The organism is Alistipes indistinctus YIT 12060, assembly GCF_025144995.1.
GTDB classification, from domain to species: domain Bacteria; phylum Bacteroidota; class Bacteroidia; order Bacteroidales; family Rikenellaceae; genus Alistipes_A; species Alistipes_A indistinctus.
Genome location: NZ_CP102250.1, coordinates 1,813,904 through 1,830,944, shown reverse-complemented (window position 1 = coordinate 1,830,944; position 17,041 = coordinate 1,813,904). Strand labels below are relative to the sequence as shown.

Genomic DNA, 17,041 nt, shown 5'->3' with positions numbered 1-17,041 from the left:
CCATGGAACTGATCAGTATGCAAGGAGTTACGAAAATCTACCGCACCAAGGAGATCGAGACCGTCGCCCTGGAAGGGGTCAACCTGGATGTCCACGAAGGAGAATTCCTCTCGGTGATGGGCCCGTCGGGTTGCGGCAAAAGCACGATGCTGAACATTATGGGATTGCTCGATGTCCCGACCGAAGGGAAAGTGATTATTTCCGAACAGCAAACCCAACAGATGAATGACGGCGCGATGGCCGAATTCCGCAACCGGATGCTGGGATTCGTCTTCCAGAGTTTTCACCTGGTACATTCGCTCAATGTGCTCGACAACGTGGAATTACCGCTGCTGTACCGGAAATGCTCGGAAAAAGAGCGACGCGAACTGGCAACGTCCGTACTCGAAAGAGTCGGCCTCTCCCACCGGATAAAACACTATCCGTCGCAGCTCTCCGGCGGACAATGCCAGCGCGTAGCCATCGCACGGGCTTTGGTGGGCGCACCCAGGATTCTGCTGGCCGACGAGCCGACCGGAAACCTCGACAGTAAAATGGGCGGCGAAATCATGGATCTTCTCTGCAGCCTCAACCGGGAGGGCACCACGATCGTCATGGTGACGCACGACGAACACCTCGCGAAACAAACCAGCCGTATCGTCCGCTTTTTCGACGGCCGCAGGGTACAGTAACCTTTAAAAATCACGGTTATGTATAAAATATACCTCAAACAGGCGTGGCAGATGCTCATGCAAAACCGGTTCATCAGCATCATTGCGATTCTGGGTACCGCACTGGCAATCATGATGATCCTGGTGATCGTCATGGCCGATACGGTCCAGAACGCCGACGCCGCGCCGGAAAGCAACCGCAGCCGGACTCTATACATTGAATTTTTTGCTAAACGGGACACCACACGCGGAGCTTTACATATGGGTACCCTTCCTTACAGCTTGGTCAAAGAATACCTCCTCAACCTGAAAACCCCAGAATTGGTCACGTTTGTAAACGAAGCCCGCTACGATTCCCGAGATTATTGCATTATCAACAGACAGGGAGCCGACAATTCATTCGATGCGATGACCCGCATGACCAATGACGCTTATTGGAAGCTGATGAATTTTTCATTTGTGTCGGGACGTCCTTTCAGCAAGGAGGAGTACGACGCGGGCCAACAGGTTGCCGTCATATCCCAAAGCCTGGCGACAAAACTCTTCCCGGGGGAGGATGCGACAGGAAAAACGGTCGACCTTAAATTCGTTCCGTTCCGGATTGTGGGTGTAGTAAAAGACGTTTCACCCGTATTCAAAGAAGCTGCGGGAGATGTCTGGGTACCGATCACCGCACAGGAGGATTACACCGAAAAGCAGCTGATCGCAATGCTCCGGCTACGGGACAAAGACGATTATCCGGCCCTGCTCCGGGAGATCGACGAAGCGGAACGCAGGTTCAACCTGGCGAACAAGCCCTGGACGCTCTCCCTGAACGCACCGTACTCGCACCGTACCCATACGATGGGTGTAGACAGATATGTCTCTGAAAAAGAACGACAGCAAGCCATCCGAACAAAATACCGCAAATCGGCAATAATTCTGCTGGTCCTGCTGCTGGTGCCGGCCGTCAACCTGACCGGATTCAGCCTCTCCCGCATGCGGAAAAGAATGTCCGAAATCGGCATTCGCAAAGCATTCGGAGCCAAACGGCACGTCATCCTGTTCCAGGTACTGTATGAAAATATGCTCACCTCGCTGATCGGCGGCCTATTGGGCCTGATTCTCTCTTACCCGATGGTACTCTGGCTGCGCCATTGGCTGCTGGGCATCCCGCCGGGCGGTGAAGTTCCCGCCGGGACCATGCTGCCGTTACCGGTATTCCTGATGACTTTCTTGGTCTGCATCCTGCTTAACCTGCTCTCGGCCGGCATTCCCGCTTACCGGGCCGCGAAAATGTCCATTGTCGATTCACTCTACCAAAACGACCAAAGATCATGATACGCCACATACTGAAAATCATCTGGAACGAACGCAGGTCGAACCTCTGGATCCTGCTCGAATATACGCTGGTCTTCTCCGTGCTTTGGTTCTGCTGCGACTACTGTTCGGCGATCCTGCGCACTTACAAAAGCGATCCGGGCATCGATATCCGCGATACATACCGGATCGAAATGGGATACAGAATCATTAAAAACACAGACGAACCCGAACCGGAATATGATCGTTTCGCCCTGACCATGACGTTTCTGGAACGGGTCAAACGACATCCCGATGTGGCGTATGTCGCTTTGGGACGTTATGCCATCCCGTATAGCGGCAGTGTCGCCACATCTGGCTGGATGCTCAACGACGAAAAAGGGACTCTGTCCGATTCTGCGGAAGTCGGTTTCCGGGAAAGATTGGTTACTCCCGATTTTTTCCGGGTATTCAATATTCCGATCCGTTCCGGACGCATGTTCCGGTGGCCCGATGACGGTGAAAACAAGAATGTCATTATCTCGACAATCGGTCCGGGAGTTTGCGGCATTGGGGAAGAAAGATTTCCGATCGACAAAATACGCACACTGTCCCAATGTCTCCCCGGCGGGGACGAGAATGTGATCACAGCAATCGGAACCACAGAACAAATTCACGACATTTACTGGGGAAAACCGATGAGCACGATTTACTATCCCTTGTCACGCGAACAAACGAGCCTGTATCGCAACGAAATCGCACTGCGCGTAAAACCGGGCACGGACAAAGATTTCCCGCAGCGGTTCCGCAAGGAGATGTCCGAACAGCTCAAACTCGGCCCTTACTTTCTCGCTTCGGTGAAGCCGATCAGCGACTACAAAGCCAAACAGGCCGAAGAGGTGAACGGAGAGCTCAACGGCGTCTACTCCGTAACGATCTTCCTGGTGATTAACATCATGCTGGGCATCCTGGGCACTTTCTATTTCCGGACCCAGTCCCGCCGCAGCGAGATCGGGCTGCGTATCGCACTGGGTTCCTCGAAACGGAAAATCCGCAGCCTGATTTTTACCGAGACCCTGTTGCTGCTTTTCCTGGCGAGCATCGTCGCCACCATCCTTTGCATGGCCCTGCGATTCGCAGACCTGATTCAAAGTCTGGGAATCCCGGCCATTGCCGACCGGTCAGCGTGGGGAATCGGAGTGGAACAGGACGTCATCAATTTCGCCGTAACCTTCGTTTTCGTCGCGGTGATTTCGATCGTCGCGGTATGGTATCCGGCCCGCCAGGCCGTGAAGGTGCAACCGGCGGAAGCATTACACGAAGAATAAAAGATGAAAAGATGGTATTACATAAGTCTGTTTCTGTTTTTTGCCGCAGTCCGGCTCGAAGCGCAGGATACGATCCGCATTACGCTCACGGAAGCCGTCGAACTGGGAATTTCGAGATCGGTCGACGTGATGGTGGCGAAAAACGAGTATATTTCAGCCTACTGGGATTACCGCACCTACAAGACGGAACTATTGCCGGAAGTGACGTTCAAAGGTACGGCCCCCTACTATTCGAACTCTTCGTCCATGTACCAGAAAGAGGACGGCAGCTACGACTACGTGAACAACAACTATTACAAAATAGACGCAGGGCTATCGATCACCCAAAACATCCCGTGGACGGGAGGAACCCTTTCGGTCGAGAGCAATCTGGACCGCCTGCGCCAAGGCGGCGAGGATCCCTTTACCCGTTACCGTTCGCTTCCGGTGTCGATCACGCTCGAGCAGCCGATTTTCGGGTTCAACCGGATCAAATGGCTGCAAAAAATCGAACCGGTAAAATATAAGGAGGCCCGGCAAAAACTGGTAAGCGACCGGGAGGATGTCGCTTCGACGGCGATCCTGCACTACTTCAACCTGCTGGTCGGCCAGATCAACCTGGAAATAGCCCGGCAAAACTATGCGAATGCGGACAAATTGTATAAGATCGCCCAGGCCCGGTTCAAAATCGGGCAGATGTCGCGGGTCGACCTGCTGCAAATGCAGAATTCGCGGCTGACTGCCGAATCCTCATTGACCGACGCACAAATGTCTCTGGATTCCAGAATGTTTCAGCTTCGTTCGTTCCTGGGATTCGGGGAAAATACGGTTCTGGTTCCGACGATCCCCGATTTTATTGCCGACGAGGTGCCTTTGCTCAATTACCAGCAGGTGCTGGATTTGGCGCTCGAAAACAATTCGTTCACCCAAAACATCCAGCGGCGGATGCTGGAGGCTTCTGAAAACGTCAGCCAGGCCAAAGCCGACCGCTGGGACATCAAATTGTTCGCATCGGTCGGATGGGCAGGATACGGCAATAAGTTCGCGAAAGCATTCGATAACCACAACTGGGGCCCCAACCAAATCGTCAGCCTAGGGCTCAGTGTCCCGATACTGGACTGGGGCAAACGCAAGGGGAAAGTGCGGGTCGCGGAGTCGAACCAGCAAGTGGTCAACTCCCAGATCGAAAAAGAAAAACTCGACTTCATGCAAAATATTTTCCTGTGCGTGCAGAATTTCAACCACCAACCCAAGCAGCTGCAACTGGCCAAAGAGGTGGATTCGATCGCGCGGTCGCGTTACAACACGACGGTCGAAGCATTCATACAGGGTAAAATGGACATCCTGAACCTGAACGACTCGCAAACTTCGAAAGACAGCGCCCGCCGCAATTACATCGAGCAGATGTACCTGCTGTGGTCCTACTATTATCAAATCCGCGGACTGACCCTCTTCGACTTTATCGCGAACCGACCGCTGGAGGCACAGTATCCGATTTGACCGACCCGTTTTTTTTAAGCCGGAGATTGTTTATTTTTACAATACTTATCTTGCCGCATGGATTCGAAAACTATATTGATATGCGATGACGATCCGACCGTCCGCTCGTCGTTATCGCTGGTGCTGAAGCGGGCCGGCTACGGGATTGCGACGGCGGAAACGCCGGAACAAGCCGTGGCGCAAATCCGCACTACAATCCCCGGACTGATCCTGATGGATATGAACTATACGCGTTCGACCACCGGCGAAGAGGGACTGGAGCTGCTGGCGAAAGTCAAGGTGCTGGCGCCGGAAGTCCCGGTAATCCTGATCACCGCATGGGGTTCGATCCATCTGGCCGTACAGGGAATCCGGGCCGGAGCGTTCGATTTCATCACCAAGCCGTGGAACAATCTCGCACTGTTGGAATCGATCCGTACCGCGATCCAGGTACAGGAGAGCAGCACGGCAGCGGATGCCGCTCCGAAAAGTCCGTTCCGGCGGGACAAGATCATCGGCAAGTCCCCGCTCTTGGAGCGGGTCCTGCAAACGGTATCGCGCATCGCCTCCACCCATGCTCCCGTGCTGATTACCGGCGAAAGCGGCACCGGCAAGGAGCTGATCGCCGAAGCCATCCATGAAAACAGCGAACGGAAAGACCGACCGTTCATCAAGGTCAATCTGGGCGGCATTTCACTGTCGCTGTTCGAAAGCGAGATGTTCGGACACAAAAAAGGCGCCTTCACCGATGCGCATTACGACCGCAAGGGCCGTTTCGAACTGGCCGACGGCGGAAGTATCTTCCTGGACGAGATCGGCGACCTGGACATGGTCAGCCAGGTGAAACTGCTGCGCGTACTGCAGGACCACACGTTCGAATCGTTGGGCGACAGCCGTCCGAAGCAGGTCGATACGCGGATTATCTGTGCGACCAACCGCAACCTGCCGCAGATGGTACAGCAGGGAGAGTTCCGGGAAGACCTCTTTTACAGGATCAATCTCATCACGGTGCAAATGCCGGCACTGCGCGAGCGAAGGGAAGACATTCCGCTGCTGGTGGAGTATTTTGCCAGGCAGCAAGCCCGGCAGAACGGTCTGGAACCGGTCGAAATCTCGGCTGAAGCGATGGAGTACCTCAGCCGGCTGCCCTATCCCGGCAACGTCAGGGAATTGAAGAACTTCGTCGAAAGGACCATCCTCGTCTCCCAACAACCGCACTTGACGGAGGTCGACTTCAAAAATCAGTACGTCGAAATTGCAGCCAAAACAGGGGTCCACGACACTTCGGTGCATTCGCTCGAAGAGATCGAGAAACAAATGATCCTGCGGGCACTGGAGCTCTACGGCGGCAACCTCTCGAAAGTGGCGACGGCCCTCGGGCTGAGCCGTCAGGCGGTCTACCGCCGTTTGGAAAAATACGCGATACGCCCACCCGAATAGGTTCGATCATGAAACTGAAAGGATATTTCTGGATATTAGCAGTCTCGGGAACCGGTGCGGCGGCCGCACTCGGGGTGCTTGCGTTGCCCGAAAAGCCGCTGCTGTTCTGGAGTGCAGAAGCCGGGGCCCTGATTATACTGCTGCTGTTCATCGGGCTGTACCGAAAACTCGTACGGCCTTATCAACTGCTTTTCAGCGGAATCGACCTGCTCAGGCAGCAGGATTTTGCGAGCCGCCTGCGCCCGATCCGCAACCGCGAAGCGAACCAGCTGATCGAAGTATTCAACCGGATGATCACACAACTCAAGCAGGAGCGTTCCGAAGTGCGCGAAAAGAACCATTTTCTCGACCTGTTGATCCAAGCCTCGCCGCAAGGTGTAATCATCCTCGATTTCGACGAACGGATTTCAGAGATCAATCCTGCGGGATTGAAATTATTGAAAATCGAGGATTTTTCACAGGTCAAAGGGCTTTCGCTGGCGGAAGCGCCCTGCGAATTGACCCGCGAGCTGGCCGGGTTGGAACTCTACGACGAGACGGTGATCCGGACAGCGGACCGCCGCGTCTACCGCTGCATCAAATCCTCGTTTATGGACCGCGGTTTCGTGCACCCTTTCCTGCTGGTCGAAGAGCTGACCCGGGAGGTAATGAAACTCGAGAAAGAGTCGTACGAACGGATCATCCGGATGATCGCCCACGAGGTCAACAACTCGGTAGGGGCGATCGGTTCTACGCTCTGCGCGGTATCGGATGCACTCCGGCAGGAAGAACGCCCCGAATGGGAAGAATTCCGTCCGGCCGTCGCGGCTTCCTACGACCGCTGCAATCACATGTCCCAGTTCATCAACAAACTGGCGGACATGGTCCGGATTCCGGAACCTATGCTGTCGGACGTCCGCCTCAACGAACTGCTCCGGTCAGTCGAAGCGATTGCCCGGATCGAATGCCAGAACCGCAACATCCGGCTCACCCTGGAGGCCGCCCCGCCGGAAACCGTGATCCGGGTGGACGGCATTCAGTTCGAACAGGTTTTGCTCAATATCATAAAGAATTCGTATGAAGCGATCGGCAACGGCGGCGAGATCAGGATCAGGATCTCTTCAGAACCGGTAGAGATCATCGTCGAAGACAACGGGCCCGGCATTCCGGAAGAGACCGGGCGCAAACTGTTCAGTCCGTTTTTCACGACAAAACCCGGCGGTCAGGGCATCGGGCTGATGTTTGTCCGCGAGGTGCTGAATAACCACGGCCTCACATTCCGGCTCGCTTCGGAACAGGGCTGGACCTCGTTCGTCATTTCATTCGCAGAGCCGGACCATCGCGACACCCGGCAGGTGGCCCGCAAAAAATTACCGGAAACTTCCATCGCCACCCCGAAACTATCCGACTGACCGTTTCGAAATCCGGCCAACCGCTTCGAAAGACACCGCAATCCCTGCATCAGCGTTTTGCTTGAGTTCCCCGGCCGGGTAAGCCGTCCGAACCTACAAACACTTTCACATATCCTTCACTTTCAAAAGAAGCACCCGCATATTGAATGCGGGCGTTTCGTGAATATCAGAGCACTGTATAATGGAAATACGCCGGTCAAACCCAAAGTACAAAACCCGGAAAGGCAATTATGTAACCGGTGACCGAAATGAACGGTGTTTATTCGAAAAACGGATCCGGATACCGGACCGTCCCGCTTATATTGCACAATGCTCCTTCGGTCAGTTCAATCGCCATGCAGCATTCGTCCGGGACATCAAAAGGTAGTTTAATCCCGAACTCCTTCAGCGGCCGGTAACCGAATTTCGGGTAAAAAGCCGGATGTCCCAACAGGATGACGGAACCGAAACCCATCTCCCGGGCCTTTTCATGGGCCGCACGAATCAACCGGCCGCCTATCCCGTTGCCCTGGTAAGCCGGCAGCACGGCAACGGGGGCCAGCGCCAGCGATCCGGCCTCTTCAGCGCAATCCGAAACGATTTTCACCTTTGTCAACAAGATGTGCCCCGCAAGGGTGCCCCCGGTTTCCGCGACCAAAGAGAGTTCGGGGACGAACGCGTCCGAATTCCGCAGCCTCTCCACCAAGAATTGCTCCCGATGGTCGCTATGTTCTTCACCCTCGAACGCCTGCCGGATCAGCCCGAATACCGCTTCGAAGTCTTGTGGCTCTTCCTGCCTGATAATGATACTCACAATCAATGATCGCCTAAAATTAAATCCCGCTGCCGGGCCGCTCCCGCACGCATCTCCCGGACAGCGGCACTCCCTGCCTTAACGCTCCCGGCGAATCTCCGGGGCAGCGAGCAAACCGGACGGAATGATGTGATACGCGTCGCGCCACAGGGCCGCACGACCTTTCAGACGCGCGTCATACCAATCGCGTTCACCCACAGGTTCGCCCGTCATGGTATTCGAAACATCCTCCCCGGCCCGGAACGTGACGGGACGCACTTCGGTAAATTCACCCCCTTTGTGATGGTGCGGCCCCAACAGATTACGCAATGTGTTGGTCAGCGTCAGGCATATCTTGTTGCTGCCGGGCCGCAACCACGGGGTCACATCGGCCTCCCACGGCGAGGCGAACAGCGGGGACAAGTCGGTACCGTTGACATTGATCCCGATCACCGTCGCCTCGCATGCCGGGAAAGTCAGGAAGTACCTTGCAGCACTGTCGGTTCGTTCCAGATCGAACTCTTTCTCCAACGTCATGCTCCCGGCAAAGAAAGGATACCCCTGGAGGGTCATATCCCCTTCGACCTGTGTGGGTTCATCCGTAAGCACGAAACCGGTAAGGCGGTTCACCGGAGCGGTCCGTTGCAGGTAGGGACTGCGGTTGCGCCATGAATCGGCCAGCGGGGGAGCAACCTCTTTTCCCCGGACTGCAAAATCGCCGGTCAGATAGACGCTCTCTATTTCGGTACCGTACCGTTCATCGGCATCGTAGCTGCTGGGCACAGCGCTCCGGAAATCAAGGGCCAGCACAATCTCGTTATCTCCTTTTTTAAGCAGCGGCGTGATCTCTGCCGTCCGGAAAGCCCGATCCAGGTAAAATCCCGCCGGTTCACCGTCCGAAACATCTCCCGGGGTTTTCTTCGAGGTTGTTCCTGTGTTTTTCCCGGGAGTTTCCTCACCCTGACCGAAACGAAGCTCCCGACCGTTGACCCGGATGGAAGCGTACATTTCGGGCTGCTCCAGCACCAGCGAACAGTTCCGGGGCAATGCCTCGGCGCGGAACGGGTACCGGACCAGCAACGGGCCGTTATAGGGCTGGCTTTGCGCCGCCCTGTCGGAAAAGGCGAGCACCGGTTCCGAAACGCTCCAGGTGCGGCCGCCATCCTTGGAAAACTGTGCATAGTCGAGTGTCAGGGCATTGGGGCTGAGCCGGTTCTGCCGCCACGGACCGCCGAGCGTCGCGACCGTACGCCGCTCGCCCGGCAAACGGTAATCGGCCGCACAACGGGCCGTCTCGGCCGAGCGGCCGGTAGAGACAATCCAGGTCTGGGCCGGTGCAAACCGCAGCCGGAAAGTACCCGTCGAATCGGCCATAAGCCGCAGGCATTCGCCATTGACCGGATTCCAAAGCACCGCGCGGGTATCCGGTTCTTCGAAATGCAGGGCGGCGGTTACCTCGTTTTTCCGCGAGAAATTCGAAAGCTGCAGGGTCATTCCGTTCCGTACCCGGCGCAAATGGGTCCAGACCGAATCGCAACCCGTCCCTTCGAGCCGGAACGGCGGGGGCAACTTTTCCGCGAGCAAATCCCCCAATCCCTCCACCGGCACACGAACCGAGTTGGACGCGAGACGAACGAGCTGTTCGGGAGCAGGTTCGCCGTCGACGAAACGGGGATAATCGCCGCAAACGACGACCGTTCCTCCGGCTTCCGCAAATTCGACCAACTTATCGAGCGTGCTGCGGCGGATCGTCGTCAGTTCCGGAAGCACCACCCCGCGGTAGGCCATCTCCCCGATCACGAAGCGATCCGCATCGGTACGACCCGTCTCGGAGATAATCTGTTCGTCGCCGAAATCGAAATTCCGGTGCGAACGCATCAACCCGGCCAATACCGGCTCCTGCACGCCGGTGGGTGTAATCAGGCTGGTCTGGGTCTCCAGGTAGGCCGACTCCTGCGGATGGATCACGCATATATCGGGCTCGTTCACTCCGGCCGTCGCGAAATAACAGAGCCGGGCGGAAAAGTCCTCGAATAAGCCGTTGTACGGCCAGTAAGGCTGCTGATGGCTGATCGCGGGCGGATAATCGCGCTTGCGTTCCCCTTTGAGGCTGTACTGATAGAGGTGCGGACACATAAAGTTGATCCCCATAATGGTATTCCACGAGGTGATCCACATGCGGTCTTCGAACGAGAGGTTATGGCCTCCGATACCGAATAATTCGCACAACCGGCGCTGCCGTCCGTATTGGTTGGCCACCGAAGTCACTCCTTTGGCACTGTAAATCGTATTGAGCCTGAGCGCCAGCGCATCGAGCCCCGGCTGTTGCATATGGCGCAGCTGCTGCATCAGGTTTCCGGTATTGGCCATCGTCAGGCCGGGAGTGTCCTCCCCGTTGTAGTGTCCGGTCCATATCCAGCCGTTTCCGGCGCAGTAGTCGCCGATCGGCTTGCTGAAAGCCTGCTCGAGGGCATAGGCTACCGTCCGGTAATAGTCGAGCCTGATCCTGCGCCACTCCCCTACCGTATCGAACAGCGCCGGAATAACCGGCTGAAGCTCATAGCCGCACCGCGCCCGGAAAAGCGAATCCAGCACGGGGGAATAGCTCACGGCTCCCTGATGGGCCATTTCGGGACGGACGATCACATTGGGCTCGTCGGTAAACATGCCCCGAACGCGGGGGTGTCCCCCGAACCGCTCTACATAAGGAGTATAGCTGCTCTCGATGAAAGCCCGTACGGTCCCCGGATTCATCAGGTCGACCCAGCAGGTGCCGTTATAACGCGGCTGCCCCATCGGGTTGACCCGGCAAACATAGAGGTAATGATCGTCACGGAGCAGAACCGAATCCGGCGCCTCAACGGGCGTTCCGAGCGGCAACCGGATCAGGCAGCGGGCCCGGAAATCGGGGTTCTGCCGCGGAACGATGCCGCCGGCAAAGCCGCTGGGCCATTTGTCCTCGTCGTAATACCACACGTCCATATCCAAAGCCTGCAATGCCTGCGTGCCGATTTGCATCATCCGGAACCACTCCTCGCCGAGATAAGGGGTCAGCAGGCCGATCCGGCTGTGCAGAAACGCACCGCCGTAACCCGCCTGTTTCATCAGAGAGATCTGGCGAACCAGCTCGGCGCTGTCGAGGCGGTCGTTGAGCGAATAGAACGGCACAGCCCGGAACGTGTTATCGGGATGCTCGAACAACTGCTGTTCGAAAGAGGCATAAACAGTACCGGACTGTACTTTAGGCGTATTGCAGGAGCTGTAAGTCGCAGCGGCGGCTATCGCGCAGGACAGGGCTACGAAACGGAAAAAACGTCTGTTTGTCATGGTTATGTAGTTAACGGCAATTTTTCATTTTTGGCCGGGTGTATCCGGTGCGGAACCGGTGAAATGTCCCGTAAAAACGGATTTATCCAAATGTAAGGAAAAAATGAGCCCGGCACACCCCCGGCATACAAAAACCGTCCGCGTTTCACAACGGTTTTTCATAAGCCCGGCGGCTTCCGTGCGCATAGAAAATCTCACCGCAGTAGGTAAAGCCGAGCGCGCTGAAAAGCGACCGCATGTAGCGGTTATCGAAATTGGTATCGACCCGGAAACTGTGCAGCCCCGCATTACGGGCGAATGTTTCGACTTCCCGCATAAACCGGGTGGCGAGTCCGCAACGCCTCATCTCCTGCGCCACCGCAAGACGGTGCACCACCACATAAGGCGGCTGACACAACCATTCCCCTTCAATCGAGCCGTAAGCCGGTTCGCCGCCGAACAGCACGGCGCCATAGGCGACCGGAACGTTTCCCGCAGCCAATACATACCCGCAACCGTCCGCAATATCCCGCCGGATATCGTCCAAAGCGGGATACCCGTCCTGCCACTGGCGGCTGCCCAACAGGCGCATTTGCTCCTTGGCCTGCAGGATAATCCGCCAAACAGGGTCGATATCCGTTACCGCCGCTTTGCGGAAAAAAACCTGTGCGCTCCGATCCATTTCTTCCGATGATTATCCGGCCTGCTTCCATCCGCCACACAAAATTCCATCGATCACCTGAAATCTCGGGCCTGCCTGCCGGAAAGTATACCGGCACCAAAAATAGTCATTTCCCGCCCTTTCCACGAACAATATTGTTTTGTCTGCATGTTACCGATAAGCAACATAATTTTGTGACCATATGGTAACACGATGGACCGTTATGGAAAAAGAGCATGTCAAAAACCGGCAGGCAACCGAACAGCTGCTGTTGGAAGCCGTGAACAGGCTGGTGGAACAGGATGGATTCGAAGGGTTAGGAATCAACGTCGTAGCCGCACAGGCCGGAGTTTCCAAAATGCTTATTTACCGTTACTTCGGATCCCTGAACGGCTTGATCGCCGCCTATATCCGGCAATACGATTTCTGGATCAACGTCCGCCCGGAGCTACCGGGGCGCGAACGGCTGGGGGATTTTATCAAGGAGCTGTTCCGGCAGCAAATCGCCGCGCTACGGAACAACTATACCCTGCGGCGCCTTTGCCGTTGGGAACTCTCGACCGACAACGAACCGGTGGAAGAGTTGCGTAAAAGCCGTGAAAGCAAAGGGCTGTGGCTGATCGACACGGTAGGCAAGCTCTCCGGGCAGCCGCAAAAAGAAATCGCAGCGATCGCCACCCTGATCAGCGCCTCGATCAGCTACCTGGCCCTGCTCGAAGAGAATTGCCGGGTCTACAACGGCATCCGCCTCGATGAAGAGGCGGGATGGAAACAACTCGAAGCAGGAATCGATCTGCTCGTAGACCTCTGGACCGCCGAACCTAAAAACATCCAAAACAATGAATAGCATGATCGGTATCGGAATTTGTCTGTTAGCCGCGCTGTGCACCTCTTGTCGGCAGGAGCTGATCGAGCACGGACAGGGCGACTTGCGCATCTCCATCGAAAAGGGGGATGCATACCTGCACGATTTCCCGCTGTTTCTCGGCATTTCGAAGAAAAATGCCCCGCAAATGGCCGTGTGGACCGAAGATATGCAGGGAAACTTCCTCTCGACTATTTATGTAACACACAAAATCGCCACGCAATCCTGGACGGCATCGGGCGGTAACCGCCGCAAAGAGGCGCTTCCCTGCTGGTGCCACGTCCGCGGCGTACGGTACGACGACGGACTCTACCTGCCGACCAAAGCCGAACCGCTGACCGACGGAGTCAGCGGAGCCACGCCCCGGGAGGATTTCGACGTAAAAATAACCCCGAAAGAGGGACTGAAACGGTTTGTGGTCAAGATCGAAATCAACCATTCGACCGATTTCAACGAGTTTTATCCCGCATCGGCCCGCGAAGGCGATACCAACTACTCGGGCGGCAAAATGGGCAGCGGCCAGCCCGCAGTCGTCTATGCCGCTACGGTCGATCTCTCTTCGGGACAACACGAATTCCCGGCGGTACTCATCGGGCACAGCAGCCCCGACGGAAGCGACGGGTCTGTCGATCCGGACCTCTCGACGCTCACCTCGGCATTACACATCGTCAAGGGGATCGTCATCCGCACCCGGCCATGAAAAAGCTGCTGCACCTACTCCTCTGTGCCGGGCTGAGCTACTATCTCCCGCAGACTCATCGGAACAATCCGGCACATCGTCCGAACAGGCTGCCTGCCCGCACTTCTCATGGGAAACGACCCTGGGCACCGCCGTTGCACTCGACCGTCCCGCAAGCACTCCGCTGCTGTGGCAGGTATCCGGCTACTACAACCTCAGCCGCCGCTGGGCCGTCGGCGCCGGAACCGGGATCTCCGTCTATGAAAAAGCACTGCTGCCACTGTCTGGAAGCCTGAGATTCCGGATGACCCGCCCCCGCAAAATTACGCCTTACCTGAACTGCGGAGCCGGCTATTCGTTTGCTCTGGCGAGCTGCACGAACGGCGGAATGTTGCTGAATCCGGCCATCGGCGCCGAAATCGCGCTGCGGGGAAAACTGCAGCTATTACTGAATGCAGGTTACGAATTCCAGGAATTGGAACGGCTCAAAGGGTATTCGGACGACCATTTTTCCGTCGAATTCCGGGAACGACTGAACCACCATTCGATCGTCCTACGGGCTGGCGTGCTGTTCTGAAAGAAGGATTTCTAACATTTTTTGCCCCGAAATGCATCGATAATCGGAACGAATCATTATCTTTGCAACCTGATCGAAGGAGAGATGCCGGAGTGGTCGATCGGGCCGCACTCGAAATGCGGTGTACGGGCAACTGTACCTAGGGTTCGAATCCCTATCTCTCCGCAGAAAGAAACGGTGCGAATTTCATTCGCACCGTTTTGTTATTTCTGTCGGTTCCCGGGACACACCGAAATAAATGAAGCGCCATACAAATTCTAACCTCTCTTTCCGGTAAATTCCCCATACCTTTTCACGGCATGATCCAGAAGAACCGGATCGAAATAATATTTCGGATCGAAAAAAGAGGTTTCACATATTCCTTTCCGTTTACCCGTCGCCGGTTTCCAATTGCCCACGATGTGTCCGTTGTGCAGAATCACCGGATAAAAAATGCCCCAACGGTTGAATGCCTTGGAGCGATAACGCTCCGAAAGCACCTCCCCGCGTTCCTTGTAACTGATCAGGTATTCATCGTAGGGCGGCAGCAAATGCAGCACCTCGCCTGCTGCCCGGCCGCCGGTACGGGGATCCCTCGATCCGCACCAGTAACGGTGCACCAAAAGTTCGCTTCCGCCGAACCTGCCGGTCTCCAGATCGGCATGGATCGAACCCACCGCCCGGCGGGCTTCGGAAAGCGACAGGCCCGACCACCAAACGAAATCCTGCAGGGTGGCGGGAGTGTGACTGCGGAAATAGCGTGTCGCGAGCGTTGCCAGTGCCTCGTCCCGGGAAAGTTCTTTACCCCGGGGAACCCGTTCGTCGAACAGGGCGAACGTAGGTTGACGATCCCGGTCGGGACCGCTGCAAATGATCCCGTCCGATTCAGCCCGGAGCAGGAACCGGCGAACCAGTTGCGAAGCATCCGGAATACCCGCTTTTTCGAGCGATGAACCGATCTCCCGGCAGGTCATACTTTTGCCTCCCCGGAGCATATCTCCGATCAGGTCGTTGCAGCGGCAATACTGCGCCTCGGAAATTCCGAAACGACGGCCGAAAGATTCGTTGGCAAGACGGACCCGTTTCCCGGAAAGCATCAGCATCCAACGGATATCTTCGCCTGCGACGAAATGCCAGGTCGGCCGCATGATATGCGTGCGCACGATTTCTCCGCTGCGGAGCGCCTCGTCGACGGCACCGGCAGGAGCCGCGCGCAGTCGGAGATGAAGCGCCCATTTCGCCATCCGGTAATCCTGTGCCTGTACGGCTCCCATCCATGAAACGAGCTCCCGGGGCGAGTCAAATACAGGATCGGCCAATTGCTGGCTTTGCAGCCGAAGGTGCGGAATCATAATTTATTACGGATCGGTTACCGGCAAAAATAAACAAAATCCGCACATACCTCTTCCCTTTCGGCGTGATTTGTGCAAGGGAATAAAAATTGTACGAGCTATAAAAAAGGCCTATCATACGATAAAAACTACCGATCGCAAAAATTTGGATTCGCCGGGGCCGGGGATTAGCTTTGTAAAAACAGATTCCAACAATAATTAAAACGATACGATATGAAAGCAATGATTGGTAAAAAAGCACCGCACATCGATGCTACGGCAGTGGTAAACGGAAACCAGATCGTCGAACACTTTTCACTCGACCAGTACGTAGGCAACAAGTACGTCGTGCTGTTCTTCTATCCGCTCGACTTCACATTCGTCTGCCCGACCGAGTTGCATGCCTTCCAGGAAAAGCTGGCCGAATTCGAAAAGCGCAATGTAGCCGTAGTCGGCTGTTCGGTGGATTCCGAATTTTCGCACTTCGCATGGCTGCAAACCGATAAGAACAAAGGCGGTATCCACGGGGTAACCTTCCCGATTATTTCCGACCTGTCGAAAACGATCTCGGAAAATTACGGCGTGCTCGCCTCCGACTACGATTACGACGACGATGGCAATGCGATCAGCACCGGTACGGCCGTGGCTTACCGCGGCCTTTTCCTGATCGACAAGGAAGGCAACATCCGCCATTACGTAATCAACGACCTGCCGCTGGGCCGCAATGTGGACGAAGTACTGCGCATGGTCGACGCCCTGCAACACTTCGAAGAGTTCGGCGAGGTATGCCCGGCCAACTGGTCGAAAGGCAAAGATGCCATGGAAGCTTCAGGCAAAGGCGTGGCCGATTACCTGAGCAAACATTAATTAACAATCAGTCGTTTTGAAGTTTCAACGAGCGAGGGAAGCCACATGGCTTCCCTCGCTTTCGTTCTATTTCTACCCGATCAAGTCCGGTTTGTCGGAGCTGCGGGCGGGATCAGGCTTCGCCTTTATTACAGAACCCCAACGGCATCGTACTCTCCTCTGCGGCCGTGGGAGTCAGGCCTATCAGGCCGTTCGACGCCTCATAACGCGCAATATTGTCCTGCAACGAAAGCATCAGCCGCTTGGCATGTTCGGGTGTCAGCACGATACGGCTGCGTATTTTAGGTTTGGCAAGACCCGGCAGAATCGTGGCGAAATCCACGACAAATTCGGATGCTGAGTGTGAAATAATCGCAAGGTTCGAATAAATACCGTCTGCAATCTCGCTGTCTAACTCAAGATCCAGTTCGGGGGCTTTTCCGGTAAGTTGCGTCATGCTGGCTCGTATTAGCGTTTGTA

General features: G+C 55.7%; 15 protein-coding genes and 1 tRNA gene. 11 read left to right on the top strand and 5 right to left on the bottom strand.

What is annotated here, in order from left to right:
- Positions 1-2 precede the first annotated feature (2 nt).
- The 6 genes from NQ495_RS07700 to NQ495_RS07675 are packed head-to-tail and all read left to right on the top strand — an operon-like array spanning position 3 to position 7,545.
- Complete coding sequence (locus NQ495_RS07700) at positions 3-671, top strand: ABC transporter ATP-binding protein (RefSeq protein WP_009133525.1); 669 nt, start codon at positions 3-5, stop codon at positions 669-671.
- A gap of 18 nt (positions 672-689) precedes the next feature.
- Positions 690-1,970 carry an ABC transporter permease gene (locus tag NQ495_RS07695; RefSeq protein WP_009133526.1) on the top strand — a complete coding sequence of 427 codons (1,281 nt, stop codon included), beginning with the start codon at positions 690-692 and terminating at the stop codon, positions 1,968-1,970.
- Positions 1,967-3,256 carry an ABC transporter permease gene (locus NQ495_RS07690; protein ID WP_009133527.1) on the top strand — a complete coding sequence of 430 codons (1,290 nt, stop codon included), beginning with the start codon at positions 1,967-1,969 and terminating at the stop codon, positions 3,254-3,256. Before NQ495_RS07695 ends, NQ495_RS07690 begins: the two co-directional genes overlap by 4 nt.
- A gap of 3 nt (positions 3,257-3,259) precedes the next feature.
- Positions 3,260-4,735, top strand: coding sequence for a TolC family protein (locus NQ495_RS07685; RefSeq protein ID WP_009133528.1), 1,476 nt, complete (start codon positions 3,260-3,262; stop codon positions 4,733-4,735).
- Between the two features lie 57 nt (positions 4,736-4,792).
- Positions 4,793-6,154, top strand: coding sequence for a sigma-54-dependent transcriptional regulator (locus tag NQ495_RS07680; RefSeq protein WP_009133529.1), 1,362 nt, complete (start codon positions 4,793-4,795; stop codon positions 6,152-6,154).
- Positions 6,155-6,162: 8 nt separating this feature from the next.
- Positions 6,163-7,545 carry a sensor histidine kinase gene (locus tag NQ495_RS07675; protein ID WP_009133530.1) on the top strand — a complete coding sequence of 461 codons (1,383 nt, stop codon included), beginning with the start codon at positions 6,163-6,165 and terminating at the stop codon, positions 7,543-7,545.
- Between the two features lie 259 nt (positions 7,546-7,804).
- Here the strand turns inward: NQ495_RS07675 and NQ495_RS07670 are convergent, their stop codons facing one another.
- From NQ495_RS07670 to NQ495_RS07660, 3 genes are all read right to left on the bottom strand, one after another.
- Positions 7,805-8,338, bottom strand: coding sequence for a GNAT family N-acetyltransferase (locus tag NQ495_RS07670; RefSeq protein ID WP_009133531.1), 534 nt, complete (start codon positions 8,336-8,338; stop codon positions 7,805-7,807).
- 78 nt (positions 8,339-8,416) lie between these two features.
- Entirely contained in the window at positions 8,417-11,644 is a 3,228-nt protein-coding gene (locus tag NQ495_RS07665) for a glycosyl hydrolase (RefSeq protein ID WP_009133532.1), read from the bottom strand.
- Positions 11,645-11,789: 145 nt separating this feature from the next.
- A complete protein-coding gene (locus NQ495_RS07660) occupies positions 11,790-12,305 on the bottom strand; it encodes a GNAT family N-acetyltransferase (RefSeq protein WP_009133533.1) in 516 nt (171 codons plus the stop codon).
- A gap of 202 nt (positions 12,306-12,507) precedes the next feature.
- Between NQ495_RS07660 and NQ495_RS07655 the strand changes: the two genes are divergently transcribed.
- From NQ495_RS07655 to NQ495_RS07640, 4 genes are all read left to right on the top strand, one after another.
- The gene (locus tag NQ495_RS07655) at positions 12,508-13,131 is read left to right on the top strand and encodes a TetR/AcrR family transcriptional regulator (RefSeq protein WP_009133534.1); all 624 of its coding nucleotides are present in this window, start codon (positions 12,508-12,510) and stop codon (positions 13,129-13,131) included.
- Entirely contained in the window at positions 13,124-13,849 is a 726-nt protein-coding gene (locus NQ495_RS07650) for a hypothetical protein (protein ID WP_040294163.1), read from the top strand. Before NQ495_RS07655 ends, NQ495_RS07650 begins: the two co-directional genes overlap by 8 nt.
- A 283-nt stretch (positions 13,850-14,132) precedes the next feature.
- Positions 14,133-14,405, top strand: coding sequence for a hypothetical protein (locus NQ495_RS07645; protein WP_009133536.1), 273 nt, complete (start codon positions 14,133-14,135; stop codon positions 14,403-14,405).
- A gap of 78 nt (positions 14,406-14,483) precedes the next feature.
- Positions 14,484-14,570 (top strand) — tRNA-Ser (locus NQ495_RS07640).
- 92 nt (positions 14,571-14,662) lie between these two features.
- Here NQ495_RS07640 and NQ495_RS07635 read toward each other — a convergent pair.
- On the bottom strand, positions 14,663-15,736 hold the full coding sequence (locus tag NQ495_RS07635; protein ID WP_009133537.1) for a winged helix DNA-binding domain-containing protein: 1,074 nt from the start codon (positions 15,734-15,736) through the stop codon (positions 14,663-14,665).
- A gap of 213 nt (positions 15,737-15,949) precedes the next feature.
- On the opposite strand from NQ495_RS07635, the gene NQ495_RS07630 reads away from it, so the two are divergent.
- A complete protein-coding gene (locus tag NQ495_RS07630) occupies positions 15,950-16,582 on the top strand; it encodes a peroxiredoxin (RefSeq protein ID WP_009133538.1) in 633 nt (210 codons plus the stop codon).
- A 112-nt stretch (positions 16,583-16,694) separates the two neighbouring features.
- Here NQ495_RS07630 and NQ495_RS07625 read toward each other — a convergent pair whose 3' ends face one another.
- Complete coding sequence (locus NQ495_RS07625; RefSeq protein ID WP_009133539.1) at positions 16,695-17,018, bottom strand: DUF3467 domain-containing protein; 324 nt, start codon at positions 17,016-17,018, stop codon at positions 16,695-16,697.
- Between the last annotated feature and the right edge of the window lie 23 nt (positions 17,019-17,041).

Coding starts and splice junctions, on each gene's coding strand:
- NQ495_RS07700 (WP_009133525.1), top strand. CDS start 3: ATGGAACTGATCAGTATGCAAGGAGTTACGAAAATCTACCGCACCAAG.
- NQ495_RS07695 (WP_009133526.1), top strand. CDS start 690: ATGTATAAAATATACCTCAAACAGGCGTGGCAGATGCTCATGCAAAAC.
- NQ495_RS07690 (WP_009133527.1), top strand. CDS start 1,967: ATGATACGCCACATACTGAAAATCATCTGGAACGAACGCAGGTCGAAC.
- NQ495_RS07685 (WP_009133528.1), top strand. CDS start 3,260: ATGAAAAGATGGTATTACATAAGTCTGTTTCTGTTTTTTGCCGCAGTC.
- NQ495_RS07680 (WP_009133529.1), top strand. CDS start 4,793: ATGGATTCGAAAACTATATTGATATGCGATGACGATCCGACCGTCCGC.
- NQ495_RS07675 (WP_009133530.1), top strand. CDS start 6,163: ATGAAACTGAAAGGATATTTCTGGATATTAGCAGTCTCGGGAACCGGT.
- NQ495_RS07665 (WP_009133532.1), bottom strand. CDS start 11,644: ATGACAAACAGACGTTTTTTCCGTTTCGTAGCCCTGTCCTGCGCGATA.
- NQ495_RS07660 (WP_009133533.1), bottom strand. CDS start 12,305: ATGGATCGGAGCGCACAGGTTTTTTTCCGCAAAGCGGCGGTAACGGAT.
- NQ495_RS07655 (WP_009133534.1), top strand. CDS start 12,508: ATGGAAAAAGAGCATGTCAAAAACCGGCAGGCAACCGAACAGCTGCTG.
- NQ495_RS07650 (WP_040294163.1), top strand. CDS start 13,124: ATGAATAGCATGATCGGTATCGGAATTTGTCTGTTAGCCGCGCTGTGC.
- NQ495_RS07645 (WP_009133536.1), top strand. CDS start 14,133: ATGACCCGCCCCCGCAAAATTACGCCTTACCTGAACTGCGGAGCCGGC.
- NQ495_RS07635 (WP_009133537.1), bottom strand. CDS start 15,736: ATGATTCCGCACCTTCGGCTGCAAAGCCAGCAATTGGCCGATCCTGTA.
- NQ495_RS07630 (WP_009133538.1), top strand. CDS start 15,950: ATGAAAGCAATGATTGGTAAAAAAGCACCGCACATCGATGCTACGGCA.
- NQ495_RS07625 (WP_009133539.1), bottom strand. CDS start 17,018: ATGACGCAACTTACCGGAAAAGCCCCCGAACTGGATCTTGAGTTAGAC.